Below are 22580 nucleotides of genomic sequence, written 5' to 3' on the forward strand. Positions count from 1 at the left end.
CCGCACAGCCCCGCCGCGCAACCACGCGCCGCGCGGGCGCCCCGGCCGGCCGCCCGCCCCCCCCCCCCCCCCGCCCCCCCCCGCGCCCCCACCCCCCTTTCCCCTCAGGAGATCCCGTCATGCCCGGAATATCCAGGAAAGTCACCGCCGCTCTGGCCATGTCCGCCTCCCTCGCCCTCTTCGCCACCGCCTGCACCGGCTCGTCGGAGAGCGGGGCCTCGGACGATCCCGGCGCCGAGCAGACCATCACCTTCTGGCACGGCTGGAGCGCGCCCGGCGAGGTGAAGGCGATCGAGGACAACATCGCCCGGTTCGAGGAGGCGCACCCCAACATCACGGTGAAGGTCGTCGGCAACATCAATGACGACAAGCTCAACCAGGCGCTGCGCGCGGGCGGTTCGAACGGCCCGGACGTGGTGTCGTCGTTCACCACCGCCAACATCGGCAAGTTCTGTTCCTCCGGCGCCTTCCTCGATCTGGCGCCGTTCATCGAGAAGTCCGGGCTGGACCTGGACGCGCTCATCCCCAAGCCGATGCTGGACTACACCCAGTTCGAGGGCACCCGCTGCGCGCTGCCGCTGCTCGGCGACGCCTATGGCCTCTACTACAACAAGGACGCCTTCGAGGCGGCCGGCATCGACGCCCCGCCGAAGACCTGGTCGGAGTTCACCGAGGTCGCCAAGAAGCTCACCAAGGCCGAGGGCGACAGCTACGAGCAGCTCGGCTTCATGCCGAACTACCACGGCTACGAAACGGTCGTCGACCACTACATGTCGCAGTGGGACCACACCTACTTCGACGACGCGGGCAAGTCCAGCATCGCCAAGGACCCGGCGTTCGCGGAGATGTTCACCTACCAGAAGGAGCTGGTGGACGAGCTGGGCGGGTTCACGAAGCTGGAGAAGTACCGCAACACCTTCGGTGACGAGTGGGGCGCCGAGCACCCCTTCCACACCGGTCAGGTGGCGATGCAGCTCGACGGCGAGTGGCGGCTGGGCATGGCCAAGGACGCGGGCGTGGACTTCGAGATCGGCACCGCGCCGATGCCGGTCGCGGACGACGAGGTCGACGAGTACGGCAAGGGCTTCCTGTCGGGCACGATCATGGGCATCGCCCCGCAGAGCGAGAAGCAGAACGCCGCGTGGGAACTGGTGAAGTACATGACCACCGACACCGACGCCGTGGTCGCCTTCTCCAACGCGATCCGCAACGTTCCTTCCACTTTCGACGCCCTGAAGTCCCCGGACCTGAAGCACGACCCCGCGTTCACGACCTTCCTTGACATCGCGCAGCACCCCGAGTCCAACACCCCGCCGGCCTCCGTCAACGGCTCGACGTACCAGACGACCCTCCAGGACTTCGGCTACCAGTACGAGTCGGGCAAGGTGACGGACCTCAAGGCCGGGCTGGAGAAGACCGCGCGGCAGATCGACACCGACATCGAGCAGGCGAAGTAGCGGTCGATGGCCACCCACACCCCCACTCTCCGCGCGAAGCGCCGCTCGTCGGCGCTTCGGACGGCGGCCTTCCTGTCACCGTGGCTGATCGGGTTCGCGGTCTTCTTCGCCTACCCGCTGCTGTCCACCGTGTACTTCTCCTTCATGAAGTACGACGGGTTCGGCGTCCCGGAGTTCCGGGGCCTGGACAACTGGACGTATGTCTTCCAGAACTATCCGATGTTCTGGCCGGCCCTGCGCAACACCCTGTGGCTGGTCCTGGTCATGGTGACCTGCCGGGTGGTGTTCGGGCTCGGCGTCGGGCTGCTCATCACCAAGATCAGGACGGGCACGGGGGTCTTCCGAACCCTGTTCTATCTGCCCTACCTCGCCCCGCCCGTGGCGGCCACGCTGGCCTTCGTGTTCCTGCTCAACCCCGGCACCGGCCCGGTCAACTCCGTACTGGAGAACCTGGGCCTGCCGGCCCCCGGCTGGTTCACGGACGCCGACTGGTCCAAGCCCGCGCTGACCGCGCTGGCGCTGTGGGGCGTCGGCGACCTGATGGTCATCTTCATGGCCGCGCTGCTCGATGTGCCCAGGGAGCAGTACGAGGCGGCGGAGCTGGACGGGGCCTCCGCCTGGCAGCGGTTCCGGTTCGTCACCCTTCCCAACATTTCGCCGATCGTGCTGTTCGCGGTGGTCACCGGCGTGATCCAGACCATGCAGTACTACACCCAGCCGCTGGTGGCCGGAAAGGTCGCCTCCGGCATCATCGGCGGCTCCGGTCAGCAGTTCGAGCCGGGCTATCCGGAGAAATCCACCCTGACCCTCCCCCAGCTCGTCTACAACCTCGGCTTCCAGCGCTTCGACTACGGCGCCGCCTGTGTGGTCGCCCTGGTGCTGTTCGCGCTGTCCATGGCGTTCACGGCGCTGCTGATGCGCCGCCGGGGCGGACTGATCTCGGCAGGTGAGCGATGACCCAGGTACTTCAGCGGCCCGCGAAGACGGACGGCCCGCCCTCCCCCGCACAGCGCACGGCCCGCCGCCGGGCGGTCCTGGAGTGGATCGGCGTGCACGCGCTCGGCGTGGCCGCCGCGCTCTTCTTCGTCCTGCCGTTCGTGTTCGTCGTCCTCACCTCGCTGATGAACGACCAGCAGGCCCTGACCCGCGATCTGGTGCCGGACACCTGGGAGTGGGACAACTACACCAAGGTCTTCGACACGCCCGGCTTTCTGACCTGGTGGCGCAACACGCTGCTGTACGCCGGACTGGGAACACTCCTCACCGTCGTGTCCTCCGTTCCGGTGGCCTACGCGCTCGCCAAGTTCCGCTTCCGCGGCCGGCACCTGACACTCATGCTGGTCATCTCCATGATGATGCTGCCGCCGCAGGTCATCATCATCCCGATGTATCTGTTCTGGGCGAAGCAGCTGGATCTGTCGGGCACCTTGTGGCCGCTGATCATCCCCATGGCGTTCGGCGACGCGTTCGCCATCTTCCTGCTGCGGCAGTTCCTCACCACCATCCCCGACGAATACCTCGACGCGGCCCGGGTGGACGGCTGCGGCGAGCTGCGCACCCTGCTCAAGGTCGTGCTGCCGATGGCCAAGCCGGGCATCGCGGCGGTGGCCCTGTTCCAGTTCTTCTACGCCTGGAACGACTACTTCGGACCGCAGATCTACGCCTCGGAGAACCCCGGGGCCTGGACCCTGTCCTACGGCCTGGAGTCCTTCAAGGGCGCGCACCACACCGACTGGAACCTCACCATGGCCGCGACCGTCCTGGTCATGGCCCCCGTGATCCTCGTGTTCTTCTTCGCACAGAAGGCGTTCGTCGAGGGCGTCACACTCACCGGAGTGAAGGGTTAGCGCCACATGAAACTCACCGTGGTCGGCGGAGGCTCGACCTACACACCCGAACTCATCGACGGATTCGCGCGGTTGAGGGACACCCTGCCGGTCGAGGAGCTGGTCCTGGTCGACCCGGCGCCCGAACGGCTGGAGCTGGTGGGCGCACTGGCCCGGCGGATCTTCGCCAAACAGGACCACGCCGGACGGATCGTGACCACCGACGACCTGGACGCCGGGGTGGCGGACGCCGACGCGGTGCTGCTGCAACTGCGCGTCGGCGGCCAGACGGCCCGCGAGCAGGACGAGACCTGGCCGCTGGAGTGCGGCTGCGTCGGCCAGGAGACCACCGGCGCGGGCGGCCTCGCCAAGGCGCTGCGCACCGTACCGGTGGTGCTCGACATCGCCGAGCGGGTCCGCCGCGCCAACCCGGACGCCTGGATCATCGACTTCACCAACCCGGTCGGCATCGTCACCCGCGCCCTGCTCCAGGAGGGGCACAAGGCGATCGGGCTGTGCAATGTGGCGATCGGCTTCCAGCGGAAGTTCGCGCGCCTGCTCGGCGTGTCCCCGGCGGAGGTCCATCTGGACCATGTGGGCCTGAACCACCTCACCTGGGAGACCGGGGTACGCCTGGGCGGGCCCGGGGGCGCCGACGTACTGCCGTCGCTGCTGGCCGGGCACGCCGGGAACATCGCCGCCGACCTGCGGCTGCCGCGCACGGTCGTGGAGCGGCTCGGTGTCGTCCCGTCGTACTACCTGCGCTACTACTACGCCCACGACGAGGTGGTCGAGGAGCTGCGCACCAAGCCCTCGCGGGCCGCCGAGGTCGCGGAGATGGAACGGGAACTGCTCAAGATGTACGCCGACCCGGAGCTGGACGAGAAACCGGAGCTGCTCGCCAAGCGCGGCGGCGCCTACTACTCGGAGGCGGCCGTGGATCTCGCGGCGGCCCTGCTCGGCGGCGCGGGCGCCGGCCCCTACCAGGTGGTCAACGCCCACAACAACGGCACGCTGCCGTTCCTGCCGGACGACGCGGTGATCGAGGTCCAGGCGGCCGTCGGCCCCAAGGGTGCCGCCCCGCTGCCGGTGGCGGCCGTGGACCCGCTGTACGCGGGGCTGATCGCGAGCGTCACCGCCTACGAGGATCTCGCGCTCTCCGCCGCCCTGCGCGGTGGCCGGGAGCGGGTCTTCAAGGCCCTGCTGGCACACCCGCTGATCGGCCAGCACGCGTACGCGGACGCGCTCACCGACCGGCTGATCGCGCACAACCGGGAGCACCTCGCGTGGGCATGAGCACCCTGGTCCTCGCCGTCGACGCGGGGAACAGCAAGACCGACGTCGCGGTCGTGACGGAGCACGGCGAGCTGCTCTCCACGGCCCGTGGCGGCGGGTTCCAGCCGCAGTCGACGGGCGTGGCGGCGGCCGTGGACACCCTGGCGGAGGCGGTCGACCGCGCCCTCGCCGCCGCCGGGGTGCCCCAGGTGGACCACATCGCGGCCTGTCTCGCCAACGCCGACTTCCCGGTGGAGGAGGAACGCCTCGCCGTCGCGATCCAGTCACGCGGCTGGGGCGGCACGATCGAGGTGCACAACGACACCTTCGCGATCCTGCGGGCCGGGGTCACCGAGCCGCGCGGGGTCGCCGTGGTCTGCGGCGCCGGCATCAACTGCGTCGGCATGCTGCCGGACGGCCGTACCGCCCGTTTCCCCGCGATCGGCCGGATCTCCGGCGACTGGGGCGGCGGCTGGGGACTCGCCGAGGACGCCCTGTACCACGCGGCCCGCGCGGAGGACGGCCGGGGCGGCCCCACCGACCTGATGCGCACCCTGCCCGCGCACTTCGGGCTGCCCTCCATGGCCGCCCTGATCGAGGCGCTGCACTTCGAGCAGATCGCCCCGCACCGCCGCCATGAGCTGACCCCGGTCCTGTTCCGCACGGCCGCGACGGGCGACCCGGTGGCCCGCTCCCTCATCGACCGACTCGCCGAGGAAGTGGCAACGTTGGCAACAGTCGCCCTGACCCGCCTGGACCTCCTGGAGGAGGCGGCCCCGGTGGTCCTCGGCGGCAGCGTCCTGGCCGCCCGGCACGAACAACTCGACACGGGCATCCGGGACCTGCTGGCCGAACGGGCCCCCAAGGCGGTCGCGAAGGTGGTCACGGCGAGCCCCGTCCTGGGCGCCGCCCTGCTCGGCCTCGACGGAGTGGCGGCGGGAGCGGAGGCACAGGAACGGCTCAGGGGGCGGTTCTAGCGTCGCGCCGGTGGGGCGGGGCGCGCGCGCCCTGCCGGGCTGGATGTGACCGGCGGGCCCGCCCTGCCGACGCGACGCGGCGGGCGGGCCCGCGCTTCCGACGGGGGACGCGACCGACGGGCCCGCGCTGCCGCCAGGAGGCGACCGCGGCCTACGAACCCGTATCTTCCGACAGGACCCGGCCGACGAATCCGTACTTCCGGCAGGACCCCGCCGACGAACCCCTACTTCTGGCGGGATACGGCCGACCGGCTCGCCCCGCTGGCGACGCGCGAGCCCGACAGCCCGTCAGGTCACACCCATTCCTCCCTCTTTAGGATGGCACGGGCGGGCGCGGCGGCACCCCCTTTCCGCCGCGTCCGGCACCGCCCGGCGCCACGGGAACCGAACCGATTCCACCGGCGTATTCATGGGGAGGGAGCACTGCGGTAAGCAAGATCCAGTGAAGGCCGATGCGAATGTCGGCCCCGGGAGCGATACTTGCGGCGACGGATGACCATGGGGGAGGTCGGGCAGTGACACAACCGCCCAGGAGCAGCACCGCACCACCGGGCCCGAGCAGCGGAAACGGCACGGGCGCTCCCACCATGCCCGCCATCCCGCCCCAGCCCGGCGCCGCGCCGACCGGCCCCGTGTCCGGCGCCGCCCCGGCGGTCCCGCCGCCACCGGCGCCGCCCCGGCGCACCGCGTTCGCGGAGGGCGTCGACCGGGTGCGCACCGCGGCCACCACCGAGCCCGGCCGGCTGCGTGTGATCGGCGCCGTCCTCGCCCTGCTCGTCGTCGCGTTCGGCGCGGTCACCGCCTGGCAGACCTCCGAGCGCTCCTCGGCCGCCGACGACGTCCTGCACACCAGCCAGCCCCTCAGCTCCGCCGCCGCCGACATCTACCGCGCGCTGGCCGGCGCCAACACCGCCGCTTCCAGCGGCTTTTTGGCGGGCGGCCAGGAGACGGAGGAATCGCGCACGCAGTACGAGCAGGACATCCGTACGGCCGCCGAGGGTCTGGTCCGCGCCGCCAACAGCTCCGAGCCCGGCTCCGAGTCGGCCCAGAAGATCACCGAACTCAACCGGCTGCTCCCGGAGTACAAGGGCCTCATAGAGCGCGCCCGCGCCAACAACCGCCAGGGCTATCCGCTGGGCGGCGCCTATCTGCGCTACGCGAACGACAAGATGCAGGGCGACATGCTCCCCGCGGCCGAGGAGCTGTACAACTCGGAGAAGGACCGCCTGGACGACGACTACGCGGACGCCACGCCCTACCCGTGGGTGGCGATCACGCTCGGCCTCGCCGCCCTCGGCGCCCTGGGCTGGGCCCAGCACCGCACGTACCGGCGCACCAACCGGGTCCTCAACCACGGTCTGGTCGCCGCGTCCGGCGCCACCGTCGTGGTGCTGCTGTGGCTGGTCGTCGGCCACAGCGTGGCCCGCGCGGGGCTGAACGACTCCTACGAGCACGGCGTCCGCTCGCTGAACGTGCTGCATGACGCCCAGATCGCCGCCCTGAAGGCCCGCGGCAACGAGAACCTCACCCTGGTCAACCGCGGCGCCGAGAGCGTGAAGGTCGACGGCGAGTTCCAGGACAAGTTCGACGTGGAGTTCAACAAGTCGATGGCGCAGCTCGCCGAGGGCCTGGACGCCGCGCGGGGTCTCGCCGACGATCCCTCCGGCGAGCAGCCGGTGACGGCCGCCACGACGAACATGGACGAGTGGCAGGTCCGGCACGCGGAGGCTCGCGAGGCGGACAACGAGGGCGACTACCAGACCGCGCTGAACCGGATCATCGGCGACGACCCGGAGGACAAGGCGACCGGCGAGTGCTTCGACGCCGTCGACCAGAGTCTGGCGGACGCGCTGAAGCACGAGGAGCGGGAGTTCGAGACGGCGGCGAGCGGCGGCCTCGACGCGATGACCGGACTGCCGGTGGGCGCGGCGGTGCTGGCCGTGCTCGGCGCGGCGGGCGCGGTCGCGGGCATCGGCCGCAGGCTTTCGGAGTACCGGTGAAAGGGGGCGTGGTGAAAGGGGGCGTGACGATGCACATACGTCGGGTGCGGGCCAGTCTGAGGGGCTGGGGCGGCGTGGGCGCCATGGCGATCGTCTGCGCCCTGGCCGCGCTGCTGACGCTGCTGCTGCCGACCGCCTCGCGCGGCGGCGACGGCAGTACGGGCGTCGGCGGCTCCGGCGTCGCCGACGCCTCCCAGGTGCAGGCCCGGGACAAGGCCGAGGCGTGTACGGACCCGCAGGACCAGAGCCTGGCCCCGGACACCGTCGACGGCGCCTCCATCCAGGAGATCAAGGACCGCGGCCATCTCCTGGTCGGCGTCGACCAGAACAGCTACGGCTGGGGATACCGCGACCCCAACAGCCAGGAGAGCGACGTGGAGCTGGAAGGCTTCGACATCGACCTCGCGCGCCGCATCGCGCAGGAACTCCTCGGCTCCCCGGACGACATCCGCTTCAAGGCGATCCCCACCAACCAGCGCATCCCGGCGATCCAGAGCGGCCAGGTCGACATGGTGGTCCGCACGATGACGATCAGCTGCTCCCGGCTGGAGGAGGTCTCCTTCTCCGCGCCCTACTTCCTGACCGGCCAGCAGGTCCTCGCGCCGGTCACCTCGGAGATCGGCGGCTACGACGACAGCCTCGCCGACCAGCGGATCTGCTCGGCGGAGGGCTCGACGGCGTACGAGCGGCTGGCGGCCGACCAGAAGGCGGGCAAGCTGGCCGAGGGCGCGAACATCTCCACGACCGTGCCCAGCCAACTGGACTGCCTGGTGCGGCTCCAGCTCGGCGAGGTGGACGCGGTGGTGACCGACGGCGCGCTCGCCGCGAGCCAGGCCGCGCAGGACCCGACGGTCATGCTCAAGGGGGAGCGCTTCACCACCGAGTACTACGGCGTGGCGATGAAGAAGGGCGCGGACGACCTGGTGCGCCGGGTCAACCAGATACTGGAGGACTACCGCCAGGACGGCGGTTGGGAGGATTCGTACGACCGCTGGCTGTCGGACACCATGGGCACCACCTCGGAGTCGGCGACCCCGCCCGTACCCGCCTACCGCTGACCACCGCAAACGGCGGACAGCAGACCAGATGACAGAGATGGCACGCGACAGCAGCGAGAGGTGATCGATGGGCGGCACGGGATCCACCGGGCCGGTGATGGACCGGGACGAGGTGGACCGTGCGCTCGCGCGGCTCGACGCGGAGCACGAGGCGATCGAAACCTCGCTGCTGGCCCTCCAGGACCACGCCGGCCGCAGACTCCTCGAAGGTGCCCAGCTCACCGGCACCACCAAGGAGCGCTGGCAGACCGCCGAGGCGTCCATCACCCTGCTGTGGGCGTATTTCGACGCCTATACGGCCGCGTTGCGCACCGCGCGCGAGACCCGCGCCCGGCGCCGCTGGTCCTCCCGTGAGGACCTGGCGGAGCTGACGGACCTGCTGCGCGGCGAGTCGGTGGCGATGGCCGGGAGCGCCGCGACGACCGTCAACGCGCCCACGCTGCACGGCGCCGGCCGGCTCAGCCACAGCTTCTCGCTGGCGACGCTGGTGGACCGGATGAACGAGCTGTACGCGTCCTCCCTGGACATGGTGGTCGCCGCCGACTCGGTGTGGTCGGCGCTGCCCGCGCGGATCGATCTGCTGGCCGCCGAACTCCAGCGCACCCGCAAGCTCGCGCACTCCGTGGGCGTGCGCCCCGGCGAGCACCCGGCGGGCGACGACCTGGAGCGGATCACGCGCACGCTGTCCGCGCTGCGCGAGCAGGTGATCTCCGATCCGCTGGCGTTCTGGCTGCGCGCGCAAGGCAGTTCGGCGCCCGGCGGCGGCCGGCCCGACACGGCGGTCTACGACCGTGAGGCACGCGCGCTGGAGGAGGTCCGCCGGGAGATCGACGCCGTCCTCGGGGTGCGGCAGGACGCCGAGCAGCGGCTGATCCGGCTGCGGGACGTGCTCAGCCGCGCGGACCGTACGCTCGCCGAGGCGCGCACCGCGCGCGGGGAGGTGCTGGCGAAGATCGCGGCGACGGAGGTACCGGTGGTGAGCGGCCCGCCGACGGTGTTGCAGGAACAGCTGGCGACGGCGGCCGAGTACCGCAGACACGCGCAGTGGCACCGGCTGTCGCCGCTGCTGGAGTCGCTGGAGAGCAAGGCGGAGGACGAGTTGCTGCGCGCCCGCGAGTCGCTGACGGCGGTCACCGCGCCGCTGGCGGTCCGCGCGGAGCTGCGCGGCCGGCTCGACGCGTACAAGGCGAAGGTGGCCCGGCACGGCCTGGCGGAGGACCCGATGCTGGTGGAGCGGTACGACGCGGCCCGGCGGATGCTGTGGAGCGCGCCCTGCGATCTGCGGGTCGCCGGGGAGGCGGTGCTGCGCTACCAGCGGGCGGCGGCCGAACTGCTGAGCGGGCCGTACATGCCCGAGGACCACAGGCGGTAGGGGGAGGCGTCATGAGTGAGGGACAGGGAACCTGCCAGCGGCCGGGCTGCGAGGGCGCGTACGAGGATGTGGGCGGCGGCGAACTGTACTGCGACACGTGCGGTCTCGCGCCGGTCGTGGCACCCGACGGCATGGTGAGTTCGCCGCCCACCGGGATCACCGGCAACCGGTCCCGCCCCAGCGCGCGCGGCGGCTCCCGCGTGTCGTCACGGTCGTCGTCGCAGTCGTCACGGTCGTCGAAGTCGTCCCAGTCGGCCAAGTCGCGGCGCTCGGTGTCGGGCCGGCTGTCGCGCTCGGTGTCGGGGCGGGCGACGGGCCGTTCGGTGTCGGTGCGCAGTTCGGGTTCGGCGGCCGGTTCGGTGTCCCGGGCGCGGCTGGGCGCCGGTCTGGTGCAGGTGCCGCCGATCCCGCGTCCGGATCCGCGCGCGATGGTGCTGGACAACCCGGAGGTGCCCGAGCGCAAGCGGTTCTGCTCGCGCTCGGACTGCGGGGTGGCGGTGGGCCGGTCGCGCGGCGAGCGGGTGGGACGTACGGAGGGTTTCTGCACCAAGTGCGGGCATCCGTACTCCTTCGTGCCGAAGCTGAAGGCCGGCGATGTGGTGCACGGCCAGTACGAGGTGGTGGGCTGTCTCGCGCACGGCGGGCTGGGCTGGATCTATCTCGCCGTGGACCGCGCGGTCTCCGACCGGTGGGTGGTGCTCAAGGGCCTGCTGGACACCGGGGACCAGGACGCGATGGCCGCCGCGATCTCCGAGCGGCGCTTCCTCGCCGAGATCGAGCACGCCAACATCGTGCGGATCTACAACTTCGTGGAACACCTCGACCAGCGCACGGGCTCGCTGGACGGGTACATCGTCATGGAGTACGTCGGCGGCAAGTCGCTCAAGGAGATCGCCAACGACCGCCGTACGCCGGAGGGGCGGCGCGATCCGCTGCCGGTGGAGCAGGCGTGCGCGTACGGCATCGAGGCGCTGGAGGCGCTCGGCCATCTGCACAGCCGCAATCTGCTGTACTGCGACTTCAAGGTCGACAACGCCATCCAGACCGAGGACGAGCTGAAGCTGATCGACATGGGCGCGGTGCGCCGCATGGACGACGACGAGTCCGCGATCTACGGCACGGTCGGCTATCAGGCGCCCGAGGTCGCCGAGACCGGCCCGTCGGTGGCGTCCGACCTGTACACCGTGGGCCGTACGCTCGCCGTACTGGCGTTCGACTTCGCGGGCTATACGAGTGTGTTCGTGGACTCGCTGCCCGACCCGGACCGGATCGACGTGTTCCAGCGGTACGAGTCCTTCTACCGGCTGCTCGTGCGCTCCACCGACCCCGATCCGATCCGCCGGTTCGCCTCTGCGCAGGAGATGACCGAGCAGCTGACCGGGGTGCTGCGCGAGGTCGTGTCGCTCCAGACGGGCCGGGCCCGTCCCGCGCTGTCGACCCTGTTCGGGCCGGAACTGCGCGTACCTGACACGGAGTTGTTCGCCGAGCTGGAGGGTGAGGTCTCCCGGCTGGGGGCGCGGGAGATCGTGGGGCGGGGGGCGCGGGAAGCCGCGGGGCGGCGGGGCGCGCGGGTGGTGGCTCCGGCGCCGGGTTCATCGCCTTCGACGGGTACGACGTCGGCGCCGGGCGCTGCTCTGCCTGCCGGGGTGCCCGGGGCGGCCCTGCCCGCCGGGGCCTCGTCCTCCGGGGCCCTGTCTTCCAGGAACCTGTCCGCCGGGGCGTCCGTGTCGTCGTCGGGGTCGGTGTCGGCCGCGCCCGCGTCCGTGATCGGCGTCGCGGCCACCGTGCTGCCTCCGGCCGCTCCCCGGCTGGTCCGGTCCGTGGACAGCTCGGCGGCGGCGCTGGCGCTGCCCGTGCCGCATGTGGACCCCGGGGACCCCAACGCCGGTTTCCTGGCCGGTCTGATGGCGTCCGCGCCGGGTGAGCTGATCACCGCGCTCAACGCGGCGCCCGTGCCCTCCCCCGAGACCCGGCTGCGGCAGATCCGGGCCTGGCTGGAGAACGGCGATCCGGGCACCGCGCTGGACGCGCTCGTCCGGCTGGAGGAGGAGCGGCCCGACGACTGGCGGGTGGTCTGGTACCGGGGGGTGGCCGCGCTGGTCACCGGCGACTTCGAGGGCGCGGCGCTGGCCTTCGACGCGATCTACGACGCCTTCCCCGGCGAGACCGCGCCCAAGCTGGCGCTCGGCCTGTGCGCGGAGGTGCTCGGGCAGCTGGACAACGCCGCCGAGTACTACCGGCTGGTGTGGACGACCGACCCGAGCTTCGTCAGCGCCGCGTTCGGTCTGGCGCGCGTCCAGCTCGCGAGCGGGGACCGGGCGGGTGCCGTACGCACGCTCGAATCGGTGCCGGAGGCGTCCATCCACTACACGGCCGCACGCGTGGCGGCCGTCCGGGCGCGGCTGCGGCACCGCACGGCCACCGGCTCCGACGTGCCGTTCCTGGACGATCTGAGCGCGGCGGCGGGCCAGGTCGAGGCGCTGAACGCGTACGGTCTGGACGCCACCCGCAGAGAGCGGCTGGCGACCGAGGTGCTCGGCGCGGCGCTGGACTGGATACTCTCCGGTGGCCGGGATTCCGTCCCTTCCGCCGCCGGAGGACGGACGCTGCTCGGCAACGGGCTGGACGAGCGGGGGTTGCGCTTCGGCCTGGAGCGCGCGTACCGCACGCTGGCCCGGCTGGCGCCGGGCGGCGAGGAGAGGATCGACCTGGTGGAACGTGCCAACCGTTACCGCCCCCGGACGTGGGTGTAGTTGATGTCCCAGATGCCCCCGCAGATGCCCCCGCAGGCCGCTGTGTCCCATTGCCCGAGCTGCGCGGAACCGCTGGATTCGGGTGACCGTTTCTGCGGTGCGTGCGGTTACGACCTGTCCGCGGTGCCGCTGCGGCCGGACGAGAATCCGACGCTGACGTTGAACGGGCCTGTGCCGGTGGGTGGATCGCCGTCGGTGCCGTCGGCGGGATCGCCGTCAGCGGGATCGCCGCGGGCAGGTTCGCCGTCGGCGGGATCGCCGCCGGTCGGATCGAGGTCGGCCGGATCGCCGTCGGTGCCGCCCGGCGGGTCGGTGGCGGGGCCGGGTGAGCCGCCTGCGCCGCCCGCGCAGTTTGCGCCGCCCATGCCGCCCGCGCCGCCGCCCAGTGAGCTGCCGTTGAACGGCGGGGCGCCGCAGCGGCCCGCCGGGGCACCGGGCTGGCCGGCCGCCGTGCCGGACGCGTCCGGCAGCCAGGCGGCCCATCTGCCGACGGATCTGCCGGGGACGGACTCGGGGGGGATGCCGTTGTCGGGGCGTGGGCCAGGGCATGGGCATGGGCATGGGCCCATGTCTCAGGGGCCTGTGCCCCAAGGGCCCCTGTCGCAGGGGCCCGTATCGCAAGGGCCTGTGCCCCATGGGCCCGCCTCGCAGGGTCCCCCGGCGCCGGGTGCGCCTCCCGGAGTACCGCCTCTGGGTGCCGTACCGCCACAGGGCCCGTACCCGGCCCCGGGCGCCCAGCCCGGTCCCGCACCCGCACCCGCCACCCCCGCTTCGGCCCCCGCGCCCACCCCCGCCTCCGGCGTCCGTTTCGACCGCCGTGCGGGTCGGAGCGAGCCGGAGGCAGCCTCGGCGTCGGCTTCCTTCTCCGAGCCCGACGAATACCCCCTCCAGGCGCCGGACCCCCGGGTCGCGGAGCAGCCCGGCGCCGAGCAGCCGGGCCCCGCCGGGACGACCGGGATGACCGGGATGACCGGGACGACCGGTGCGGCCCTGTGCGTGGCCTGCCGGGCCGGGCGGGTGGACGGCGACGGGTACTGCGAGAACTGCGGGCACGCGCAGCCGCGTGAACGCGACCACATGGAGCAGGAGTCCGGCCCGGTCGCCGCCGTGAGTGACCGCGGGCTGCGGCATCACCGCAACGAGGACTCGTTCACCCTCGGCTGCACGGCGCTGCCGGACGGCTCGACGGCCGCGCTGGCGATCGTCTGTGACGGGGTCTCCTCGGCGACCCGGCCGGACGACGCCTCGCTGGCGGCCTCCCGCGCGGCCGGTGCCAGTCTGCTCGCCGCGCTGCCCGCCGGGACGCATCCGCAGCAGGCCATGCACGACGCGATCGTGGCCGCCTCCCGCGCGGTCAACTCGCTGGCCAACGAGCCCGCGACGGCCCGCGAGCACCTCCCGCACCAGAACGCCCCCGCGTGCACGCTGGTCGGGGCGATCGTCACCGGCGGCCTCCTCGTCGTCGGCTGGGTCGGCGACAGCCGGGTGTACTGGGTGCCGGCCGACCGCACCTCACCACCGGCCCGGCTCACCGAGGACGACTCCTGGGCGGCTCAGATGGTCGCGGCGGGCCTGATGAACGAGGCGGAGGCGTACGCCGACGAGCGCGCCCACGCGATCACCGGCTGGCTCGGCGCCGACGCCTATGAACTGGACCCGCACACCGCTTCCTTCAAACCGGACCGGCCAGGTGTAGTGGTGGTGTGCACGGATGGTCTGTGGAACTACGCGGAGGGGGCCGAGGAAATGGCCCGGACCGTGCCGGTCGACGCGGCGGTACGGCCGCTGCACAGCGCGCGGGTGCTGGTCGGCCACGCCCTGGACGGCGGGGGCCACGACAACGTAACAGTGGCGGTCCTGCCGTTCCCGGCCGTGCCGCAGGGGGCAGGATCGGCCTGAGGCCGGGGCCGACGGTACGGATGGGGGGCCTCGTACGGAAATGATCGTCAGCGGGCCGGAGGGGACCGGTCCGCCCACTGTCGTCGTCCCACCTCGGGGCGCCCAAGGGGGATTTGAGTAGGAATGGCCAATTTCTCGAAGTCGAACGTGCCGCAGTTCTCGATGGACGTGTACCAGAACGAGTACCTGCCGGAGGGGGGCCGGGAGGTCAACGCGATCGTCACGGTGAGCGCGACCGGCGGTGGGACCGTCGGCAGCGCGGTCGGGGCGCAGCACGTCTACTCGCCCGGTCAGGGCCCGTCGGCCGCCGTCGCGCTCATGGTCGACTGCTCGGGGTCGATGGACTACCCGCCGACCAAGATGCGCAACGCGCGCGACGCGACGGCCGCGGCGATCGACACCCTGCGTGACGGCGTGCACTTCGCGGTGATCGACGGGACGCATGTGGCGCGGGAGGTCTATCCGGCCGGCGGGCGGCTCGCGGTGGCCGATCCGACCACCCGGGAGCAGGCCAAGCAGGCGCTGCGCCGGCTGAGCGCGGGCGGGGGTACGGCGATCGGCACCTGGCTGCGGCTGGCCGACCGCCTGCTGTCCACGGCGGAGGTGGAGATCCGGCACGGCATCCTGCTGACCGACGGCCGCAACGAGCACGAGTCGCCGGAGGATCTGCGGGCCGCGCTGGACAGCTGCGCCGGGCGGTTCACCTGCGACGCGCGGGGCGTGGGCACCGACTGGGAAGTGAAAGAAGTCACAACGATCGCCTCGTCGCTGCTCGGCACGGCCGACATCGTCGCCGATCCGACGGGGCTCGCGGCCGACTTCACACAGATGATGGAGACGGCGATGGGGAAGGAGGTCGCCGATGTCTCGCTGCGGCTGTGGACCCCGGTCGGTACGACGATCAAGTACGTGAAGCAGGTCGCGCCGACCGTCGCCGATCTCACCGGCCGCCGCACGGAGGCGGGCCCGCGCGCGGGCGACTACCCCACCGGCTCCTGGGGCGACGAGTCCCGGGACTATCACGTCTGCGTGGAGGTTCCGGCGGCGAGCCTGGGCCAGGAGATGCTGGCCGCGCGGGTCTCGCTGGTCATACCCGAGGCGGACGGATCGGTGCGCAATCTCGGGGCGCAGGGGTTGGTACGGGCCGTGTGGACCGACGACGTGGCGGCGTCAACGTCGATCAATCCTCAGGTCGCCCACTACACCGGGCAGGCCGAACTGGCACAGGTCATCCAGCAAGGGCTCGATTTGCGCAAATCGGGAGATATGGATGGCGCAACGGCCAAACTGGGCCGTGCCGTTCAGCTCGCCAGCGCCTCGGGCAACGCCGATACGGCGAAACTGCTTGCGAAGGTGGTGGACGTCGTGGATGCCACGACAGGTACTGTGCGACTGAAGACGAAGGTCGCGGAGGCCGACGAGATGACTCTCGAAACCCGGTCCACAAAGACTGTTCGTGTAAAGAAGTAGAAGACGGTCCAGGAAACATCAGACGGTTGAAGTGGCAGCGGGCCGTCGACGAAGTACCGGACGGTCGAAGAAGTGCCGGACGGTTGAAGCAGCAGCAGACGGTCGAAGAAGTACCAGACGGTCGAAGAAGCGGTAGCCGCAAGAGGACGCACGAATGCGGGTCGGGGCGAAGAGTTCCCGGTCCGCCGCGAGCCCGGCCCCTCGGGGTGGGAGAAACCCGGCCGTACGGCCGGGAAAAGGAGAGGGGGAAGCGCTGACATGCCGACCTGCCCGAACGGACACCAGTCGGGGTCCGACGACTGGTGCGAGGTCTGCGGTCACCGCATGGCCGGTGCCGTGCCCCCGCCGTCCCCGCCGCCTCCGGCCCCGGGCGGTTACGGCTTCCCGCCGCCCGCCGGCCATCCCGGCACCGGACGCCCGCCGGAATTCTGCCCGCAGTGCCGCACGCCCCGCGAGGGGGCGGCGCCGTTCTGCGAGGAGTGCCGGTGGAACTTCCTGACCAACACGGCGACGTCGTACACCCCGGCGGCCCCGCGCCCGCCGGGCGGCGGCCCCCCGCCCGGCTTCCAGACGGGACCTCCCGGGCAGCCCAATCCGGGCCCGACGTACGGCGGCGGCGCCGACGCGTACGACTATCAGGGCTCGCGCCCGTCACAGATGAACCGGCCGGCTGAGCCGATCCCGCCGTTCGGTGATCCGGGCAGGGAGCGGCCCGGGGGGCCGGGGCCGGGGCCGTTCGGTGGACCTGGGGGTCCTGGGGGGCCTGCGGGTCCCGGTGGTCCTGGGGGCCCTGGTGGTCCGGTGGGGCCGGGGGGCCCTGGTGGGCATGGTGGTCCTGGCGGTCCTGGCCCCGGTCCTGGAGGGCCCGGCGGTCCTGCCGGCCCCGGTCACGGGCACGGTCCGGGTCCCTTCGGTGGTGGCGGCGATCCGTCCCGGCCCGTTCCGCCGCCTCCTGGGCCGGGTGGGCCCGGTGGACCGGGTGCGCACGGGGGTGCTCCGCAGGCGTTCCATCAGCCGGGCCCGCCCCCGCCGCCCGCTCATCCCGGGTTCCCGCAGGAGACAGGACGGCCGCAGGCCGGTGGCCCGCCCTTCGGGGGCGGGGAGGACGACTGGGTGATCTCGCCGCCGACGGGCGGACAGGGTGGTCCCGGCGGGCAGCAGGGTGGCTACGGAGCACATGGCGGCGGTCCCGGTGGTCCGGCTGGTCCCGGCGGGGGTTATGGCTACCCGCAGCCCGGCTCCACACAGGCCCCGCCTCCTCCCGCGCAGCAGCGCCCGCTGACCTGGACGGCGACGATCGGTCCCGACCGCGACTACTTCCTGGCGATGATGCAGCGCTCGGGCCCCGAGGCGGCGGGCCTGAACCTGCCCGCGTACTCGCCCGAGCAGCAGCGCACGCTCACCGGCAACCAGTTCACGATCGGACGTCGTCGTCACTCGACCGGGGAGACGCCCGACATCGATCTGTCGGTCCCGCCGGAGGACCCGGGTGTCTCGCATCAGCACGCGGTGCTGGTGCAGCAGCACGACGGCACATGGGCGGTGGTCGACCAGAACTCGACGAACGGTACGACGGTGAACGGGTCGGAGGAGCCGATCCAGCCGTTCGTGCCGGTGCCGTTGCAGGACGGGGACCGGGTGCACGTGGGGGCGTGGACGACGATCACGATCCGTCGCGGCTGAGTCCGGGGCGCGTGGAGGGCGTCGGCCGGGTGGTCATTCGGGGAGGGGCCAGGTGTATGGCCCCTCCGGTGCGTCGAGCCAGGACCAGGCGCGCTCGCCGGTGACGGTGATGCCGTACCGCTCGCGGCGGGGTCGGCCCTCGCGCTCCCACAGGGTGTAGGCGTCCTGCGGGTCGAGGCTGCCTTGGGTGAGGGTGACGAGGAAGCGGAACAGATCGTGCTCGCGGCCCCGGCGTGGGAGTGAGCCGAGCGGGGCCGGTTCGGGTGGGGGGCGGCCGGTGCCGCGCAGGGGCACGAAGTAGGCGGGGGTGTTCAGGAAGCGTCCCTCGGCGTGTCCGGCGCCGGTCACGGTGAGCGAGATCAGGCCGGTGGCCAGGGGCGTGAGGATCCGCCCGCCGGGACGGCACTGGGCGAGCCAGGGGCGCGGAATGGTCGGCAGGGCGCAGGTGGCGATGATCCGATCGTAGGGAGCGCGCTCGGGAACGCCCCGTGCGCCGTCGCCGGTGACGACCACAGGTCGGTGTCCGGCGGCGGCGAGATGCCGTAGGGCCGAGTCGGTGATCTCCGCTTCGAGATCGATCGAAGTGACCAGCCGATCATCACCGAGCCGATGGGCGAGCAGGGCGGCGTTGTACCCGGTACCCGTGCCGATCTCCAGCACCCGGTCACCGTCCCGGACGTGCAGCGCGACGAGCATGAGCGCCATGAGGGAGGGCTGGCTGCTGGAGGAGACGAGTTCCCCGTCACGCAGGCGGGTGGCGAGGGGCGTGTCGGCATAGGCGCCGAGCAGCCATCGCTCCCGGGCGGCGGGGTCGGGGCTCTCCCCCCAGCAGCGCTCGTAGCCGCCGACGGCACCGACGTAGTAGTACGGCACGAAGAGATGCCGGGGCACGGTCTGGAAGGCCTCCCGCCACACCGGGTCCCCGGCCCAGGCCCCACTCGCGTCGATCTCCCGCACCAGCGTCCCGCGAGCCAGCACGGCCAGCTCCTCCAGCTCCCGCCCGGGAGCGTGTGCGCCCATGGGTCCACTGTGCGGCGGTTCGGGACAGGAGGCGAGCAGGCGAGGCGGAGGGTCACCGCGGGAATCCGGAGCGTCGCGAGATCCCTGTGCCGGGGCGGCGCTGATGACCGTCCGTGCACTCGCCGTCGAGCAACCTGAGGGCTATCGCAGGGGGCACATCGAGGGCTATCGCGTGGGGCATTCGATCTCCGGCATGGCCCGATGCGGGGAGCAGCAGATGAGGGACAGATGCAGATACGAGGGCCGTTCGAGGTAGAACCCGTGTGACACGTCCCCGCCCCAGGCGAGCCGCTCGGCGGCGGATCTGACCAGGACCGCCAGCCGCGTACTGTCACGGTCCGCCTCGGAGTCGAACCGAGGCGCGTACGCGGTGAGCCGCTCCCCCAGCCACTCCGCCGCCTCCTTCGGCTCCGCCCACGTCCCCCGCACCAGCGCCCTGGGCTTGACCAGCCAGTAAGCCGTCTCCAGCGGAGGCAGATCGACGACCGGGAACTCGGCCTTCACCTCCCGGTACCTCTGCGCCAGCTCCGGCCGGCCATCCCCCGGAGGCGGAAGAGAATGCGCGGGCCTCCGCAGCGCCTCGTCATCGAACCGCCGCTTCGGCCCGGTCCACAGATACCCGTGGTGGTGCAACTGCCGTCCCCTTCAGGACCGTACGGACAGCGGCGTCAGGCCGACAGCCCGAAGCGGGACGGGTCGATACCGGCGGCGTCCAACTCGGCGGTGGTGAACCGCAACGGGGCCGAGCCGGGGCACTTGCTGTCACCCAACGCCCAGGCGTCGGGGGCGAGCCTGGCGAGGGTGGCGCATGCCTCGCCGTCGGGGTGGGTGTTGCCGCCGCATGGCTTCTTGAATGCGGTGGATTCGGGGAGGGGGAGGTCGTAGAGGTCGGTCATCGCCGGGCCCTTCTGATCCGTTGTCGGTGTTGTAGATCGTCACGCTAGGGGGGAGATGCGGAGAGTGGCCAGCGTTGTGCATGAATGTGCGCACAGGCTTGTTTCGTGCTGTCTAGCTCCCTCTCACCTTGACCAGAGACATCTCTGACGCCAAGTTGGCGCACATCAGTGCACGACAACGACCATGGAGGCAGCAGTGGACTTACAGTTCATCGGGATCGACCCTGAGACGGGGCACAACGGATCGCCGACCGTATGGGTGGATACGGCGACCGCTGACATCGTGCTTCAGAGCTACACCGCCGACGACGAGACCCGAGCACAATGTGTGAGGGGCACCCCTCCGGGACACTCCATGGGCATCCCCGACCACGAGAGTGTGATCCGCATTCCCGCCCGCATGGCGCCGATGTTGAGGGAGGCATGCGATGCCGCTGAACGTGCCTAGCTTCGAAGAGCTCATGACGTCCGCGCAGCGCTCCGCCGTGCACCTCGAAATGCGCGACCAGTACGCCGTCGGTGACGAGGCCGATGACTTCGACGGCTGGTTGAGGACAGGGCAGCGGGACGCCGATCCTGCCTCGGAGTACTGGGCACCCTGGGTCGACCTCATCTCGCGCTCGGTCGCGCGTGGTGTCGTCGTACGACGTGCCCGTATCGTCTCCGAACCGGTCACGGACTACATCCGCTACGAGCATGCGGGTGCCGTGGTCAATGTGACGGCCGGCGAACAGGTGCGTTGGCTTCCCCGGCCACGAGCCGTGGATCTGATGCTGCCCGGCGCCGATCTGTGGATCTTTGACGAGACACAGGTTCTGTTCAATCACTTCACCGGTGTCGGAGAATGGGCCGACCCGGCAATGGAGTTTCGAACCGAGCCGACTATCGTCAAGCAGTGCGCGGACGCGTTCGAGGCAGTCTGGGAACGCGCCGTCCCGCACGATACGTACGAGATTCACTGACAGAAAGCACCGTTGGCTGGCTTATGGCGAAGTCGCCGTCCTCCTCGGCCCAAGCCGCGCGCGAAAATGTTGCGCGGCGATTGCGGGAGTTGAGGAGAAACGCCGACCTGACCGTCACCGAGCTGGCCAACGAGTGCGGTTGGCATCACGCCAAGACCTCGCGGATCGAGAACGCCCGTACTCCGCCCTCGCCGACGGACATCCGCCTGTGGTGCCGGGCGACCGGCGCCGCCGAGGAGATCGCGGACCTGATCGCGGCCTCGCAGCATGCGGAATCGTTGTACCGCGAGTGGCGGCAGCGCGTACGTACCGGGCTGGCGAGGCTTCAGGAGAGTTACGCCGAGCTGTATCGGTCGACCGAGTTGCTGCGGGTGTACTCCCCCGTACTGGTTCCCGGACTGTTGCAGACCGAGGGGTACGCGCGGGCTGTGCTGAGCAGCAGCGCCCGTCTACACGAAGTGCCCGACGACGCCGCGCAAGCCGCCGCCGCACGAGTGCGACGGTCACAGGTGATCCATGAGCCCGGCCACCGGTTCCTGTTCGTCATCGAGGAGGCGGTGCTCCACTACCAACTCGCTGGCGCCGAGGAGATGGCTGCGCAGTTGGGCCATCTACTCACCGTCGGCGCGTTGCCGCAGGTGTCGTTCGGCATTATCCCGTCGGCGACACGTGAACGTGTGCTCTGGCCGCAGGAAACGTTCAGCGTCTGGGACGGCACCCTTGCCGCCGTCGAGCTGGTCTCGGCCGAAGTGAACATCACCCAGCCCTCCGAGATCGCCCTCTACCTCAAGGCGTTCGAGCAGCTCCGCAGTATGGCGGTGTACGGGGCGGAGTCGCGGTCGTTGATCGTGCGGGCGATCGACGCGCTGTCCTGACGGTGACGGCGCGGCCGGGGTGTTGGGGCGCAGGTGGCTGACTCGCCGTCCCCCTGTCCACCTCGCCGGGCGTCCCCCGGCACTCGCGGTTCAGCCGCCCTGCCCGGCGCTGCCCATCGGGCCCACCTGCACGGGGGTGCCGGAGCCGTCCGTGACGGGCAGGGTGGCGGCGCCCGGCCAGGCGAGGGTGACCGACTTCGTCTCGTTCGGGGGAGTCACCAGGAGTCCGGTGATACCGACGCCGGAGCCGCCCGAGTCGTTGATCGGGTAGGTGATGCCGAAAGCGATCATCTCCCCGTCCTTGAGGGTGATCGGGCCGGAGTCCTCACCGGTGCGCTCCGCGGACAGCGTGCCCGAGTCGGTCTCCAGGTCGACGCCCGCGTACCCGGAGATGTCGCAGTCCTGGCCGCCGCGGTTGGTCATCTCCACCGCGACGGTGTTCTCGCCGTCACCGTCGATGGTGCTGTCGATCGCCGTGATCTCCAGGTCATCGGTACGGCACGTGCCGAGCGCGCTGCTGTCCCCGGAGCCGGAGCCAGCGCCGGAGCCGGAGCCTGAGTCGGACCCCGAGGCCGTGCCCTGTCCGGCGGAGTCCGTCGCGTCGCCCTGCTCGGAGCTGTCCGACGAAGACTCCGTGGACACCGGCTTCGGGTCGCTCTCCCCCATGCTGCCGTCATCGTTCTGGCAGGCCGTGAGCGAGAGGCTCGCGACGACGGCCAGGGCGGCGAGGGTGAGCTTGTGAACGCGCATCGTTTTTCTTCCTCAGTGTCGGTTCGTCGGGGTCCCGGCCGCTCGGCGCGAGTCGCTATGAGCGGCGGTTCTGAGCAGCAGGACCGGTCCGGCGGGGTGACTCGTTCCGTCCGGCCTCCCGCTAGTACCCGCCTGTTACGCCCACGGCCGGCCGCGACGCGCCGCGCGGTGCCCTGCGGCCAGTCGGGAGGCGGTTCCCGCCGCCGTTCCGTACCTGTGCGTGGGCCGGCAACGGCTGGGACAGATCCGTGACCCGGTAGGTCTTGATCACCGACTGTGGCATGGCCGCCTCAACCGACTTGTTCGC

At 71.4% G+C, this 22580-nt stretch carries 20 protein-coding genes; 15 read left to right on the forward strand and 5 right to left on the reverse strand.

The annotated features are described in order from the left end of the window. Nucleotides 1-119: 119 nt before the first annotated feature. The 9 genes from ACFXAZ_RS10200 (at nucleotide 120) to ACFXAZ_RS10240 (ending at nucleotide 12718) form a co-directional block, all read left to right on the forward strand. Nucleotides 120-1457, forward strand: a complete 1338-nt coding sequence (locus ACFXAZ_RS10200) for an ABC transporter substrate-binding protein (RefSeq protein ID WP_384587300.1) — start codon at nucleotides 120-122, stop codon at nucleotides 1455-1457. 6 nt (nucleotides 1458-1463) lie between these two features. Next, nucleotides 1464-2414 carry a carbohydrate ABC transporter permease gene (locus tag ACFXAZ_RS10205; RefSeq protein ID WP_384587302.1) on the forward strand — a complete coding sequence of 317 codons (951 nt, stop codon included), beginning with the start codon at nucleotides 1464-1466 and terminating at the stop codon, nucleotides 2412-2414. Beyond that, the gene (locus ACFXAZ_RS10210) at nucleotides 2411-3304 is read left to right on the forward strand and encodes a carbohydrate ABC transporter permease (RefSeq protein ID WP_384587304.1); all 894 of its coding nucleotides are present in this window, start codon (nucleotides 2411-2413) and stop codon (nucleotides 3302-3304) included. The genes ACFXAZ_RS10205 and ACFXAZ_RS10210 overlap by 4 nt, the downstream gene beginning before the upstream one ends. A gap of 6 nt (nucleotides 3305-3310) precedes the next feature. Further along, a complete protein-coding gene (locus tag ACFXAZ_RS10215; RefSeq protein ID WP_384587306.1) occupies nucleotides 3311-4579 on the forward strand; it encodes a 6-phospho-beta-glucosidase in 1269 nt (422 codons plus the stop codon). Next, on the forward strand, nucleotides 4576-5535 hold the full coding sequence (locus ACFXAZ_RS10220; protein ID WP_384587308.1) for an N-acetylglucosamine kinase: 960 nt from the start codon (nucleotides 4576-4578) through the stop codon (nucleotides 5533-5535). Before ACFXAZ_RS10215 ends, ACFXAZ_RS10220 begins: the two co-directional genes overlap by 4 nt. Nucleotides 5536-6050: 515 nt before the next feature. Then, nucleotides 6051-7535: a hypothetical protein gene (locus ACFXAZ_RS10225; RefSeq protein ID WP_384587310.1), complete on the forward strand. Its 1485-nt coding sequence runs from the start codon at nucleotides 6051-6053 to the stop codon at nucleotides 7533-7535. 29 nt (nucleotides 7536-7564) lie between these two features. Then, a complete protein-coding gene (locus ACFXAZ_RS10230; protein ID WP_384587312.1) occupies nucleotides 7565-8593 on the forward strand; it encodes a glutamate ABC transporter substrate-binding protein in 1029 nt (342 codons plus the stop codon). Between the two features lie 67 nt (nucleotides 8594-8660). Further along, a complete protein-coding gene (locus ACFXAZ_RS10235; RefSeq protein ID WP_384587314.1) occupies nucleotides 8661-9965 on the forward strand; it encodes a hypothetical protein in 1305 nt (434 codons plus the stop codon). An 11-nt stretch (nucleotides 9966-9976) separates the two neighbouring features. Next, nucleotides 9977-12718 carry a tetratricopeptide repeat protein gene (locus ACFXAZ_RS10240; RefSeq protein WP_384587316.1) on the forward strand — a complete coding sequence of 914 codons (2742 nt, stop codon included), beginning with the start codon at nucleotides 9977-9979 and terminating at the stop codon, nucleotides 12716-12718. 107 nt (nucleotides 12719-12825) lie between these two features. On the opposite strand, the gene ACFXAZ_RS10245 is transcribed toward ACFXAZ_RS10240, so the two are convergent. After that, complete coding sequence (locus ACFXAZ_RS10245) at nucleotides 12826-13083, reverse strand: hypothetical protein (protein ID WP_384587318.1); 258 nt, start codon at nucleotides 13081-13083, stop codon at nucleotides 12826-12828. On the opposite strand from ACFXAZ_RS10245, the gene ACFXAZ_RS10250 reads away from it, so the two are divergent. The 3 genes from ACFXAZ_RS10250 to ACFXAZ_RS10260 all read left to right on the forward strand — a co-directional run bounded on the left by ACFXAZ_RS10250 (nucleotide 13082) and on the right by ACFXAZ_RS10260 (nucleotide 17770). Then, on the forward strand, nucleotides 13082-14617 hold the full coding sequence (locus ACFXAZ_RS10250; protein WP_384587320.1) for a PP2C family protein-serine/threonine phosphatase: 1536 nt from the start codon (nucleotides 13082-13084) through the stop codon (nucleotides 14615-14617). The genes ACFXAZ_RS10245 and ACFXAZ_RS10250 overlap by 2 nt on opposite strands. A gap of 123 nt (nucleotides 14618-14740) precedes the next feature. After that, complete coding sequence (locus ACFXAZ_RS10255) at nucleotides 14741-16087, forward strand: VWA domain-containing protein (RefSeq protein WP_384587322.1); 1347 nt, start codon at nucleotides 14741-14743, stop codon at nucleotides 16085-16087. A gap of 258 nt (nucleotides 16088-16345) precedes the next feature. Further along, on the forward strand, nucleotides 16346-17770 hold the full coding sequence (locus ACFXAZ_RS10260) for an FHA domain-containing protein (protein WP_384587324.1): 1425 nt from the start codon (nucleotides 16346-16348) through the stop codon (nucleotides 17768-17770). Nucleotides 17771-17803: 33 nt separating this feature from the next. Here ACFXAZ_RS10260 and ACFXAZ_RS10265 read toward each other — a convergent pair whose 3' ends face one another. From ACFXAZ_RS10265 to ACFXAZ_RS10275, 3 genes are all read right to left on the reverse strand, one after another. Continuing rightward, complete coding sequence (locus ACFXAZ_RS10265) at nucleotides 17804-18790, reverse strand: methyltransferase domain-containing protein (protein WP_384587326.1); 987 nt, start codon at nucleotides 18788-18790, stop codon at nucleotides 17804-17806. 165 nt (nucleotides 18791-18955) lie between these two features. Then, nucleotides 18956-19423, reverse strand: coding sequence for a hypothetical protein (locus ACFXAZ_RS10270; protein WP_384587328.1), 468 nt, complete (start codon nucleotides 19421-19423; stop codon nucleotides 18956-18958). Between the two features lie 35 nt (nucleotides 19424-19458). Then, a complete protein-coding gene (locus ACFXAZ_RS10275) occupies nucleotides 19459-19686 on the reverse strand; it encodes a DUF397 domain-containing protein (RefSeq protein WP_384587330.1) in 228 nt (75 codons plus the stop codon). Between the two features lie 196 nt (nucleotides 19687-19882). On the opposite strand from ACFXAZ_RS10275, the gene ACFXAZ_RS10280 reads away from it, so the two are divergent. From ACFXAZ_RS10280 to ACFXAZ_RS10290, 3 genes are read left to right on the forward strand one after another with little or no spacing between them, the layout of a single operon-like run. After that, nucleotides 19883-20134 carry a hypothetical protein gene (locus ACFXAZ_RS10280; RefSeq protein WP_384587332.1) on the forward strand — a complete coding sequence of 84 codons (252 nt, stop codon included), beginning with the start codon at nucleotides 19883-19885 and terminating at the stop codon, nucleotides 20132-20134. Beyond that, nucleotides 20115-20648, forward strand: a complete 534-nt coding sequence (locus ACFXAZ_RS10285; RefSeq protein ID WP_384587334.1) for a DUF6879 family protein — start codon at nucleotides 20115-20117, stop codon at nucleotides 20646-20648. Before ACFXAZ_RS10280 ends, ACFXAZ_RS10285 begins: the two co-directional genes overlap by 20 nt. A gap of 23 nt (nucleotides 20649-20671) precedes the next feature. After that, nucleotides 20672-21523, forward strand: a complete 852-nt coding sequence (locus tag ACFXAZ_RS10290) for a helix-turn-helix domain-containing protein (protein WP_384587336.1) — start codon at nucleotides 20672-20674, stop codon at nucleotides 21521-21523. A 90-nt stretch (nucleotides 21524-21613) separates the two neighbouring features. Here ACFXAZ_RS10290 and ACFXAZ_RS10295 read toward each other — a convergent pair whose 3' ends face one another. After that, nucleotides 21614-22273 (reverse strand): DUF4232 domain-containing protein, encoded by a 660-nt coding sequence (locus ACFXAZ_RS10295; RefSeq protein ID WP_384587338.1) that lies wholly within the window; start codon nucleotides 22271-22273, stop codon nucleotides 21614-21616. Nucleotides 22274-22580: the final 307 nt, after the last annotated feature.

Source organism: Streptomyces sp. NPDC059477 (genome assembly GCF_042749375.1).
GTDB lineage: Bacteria > Actinomycetota > Actinomycetes > Streptomycetales > Streptomycetaceae > Streptomyces.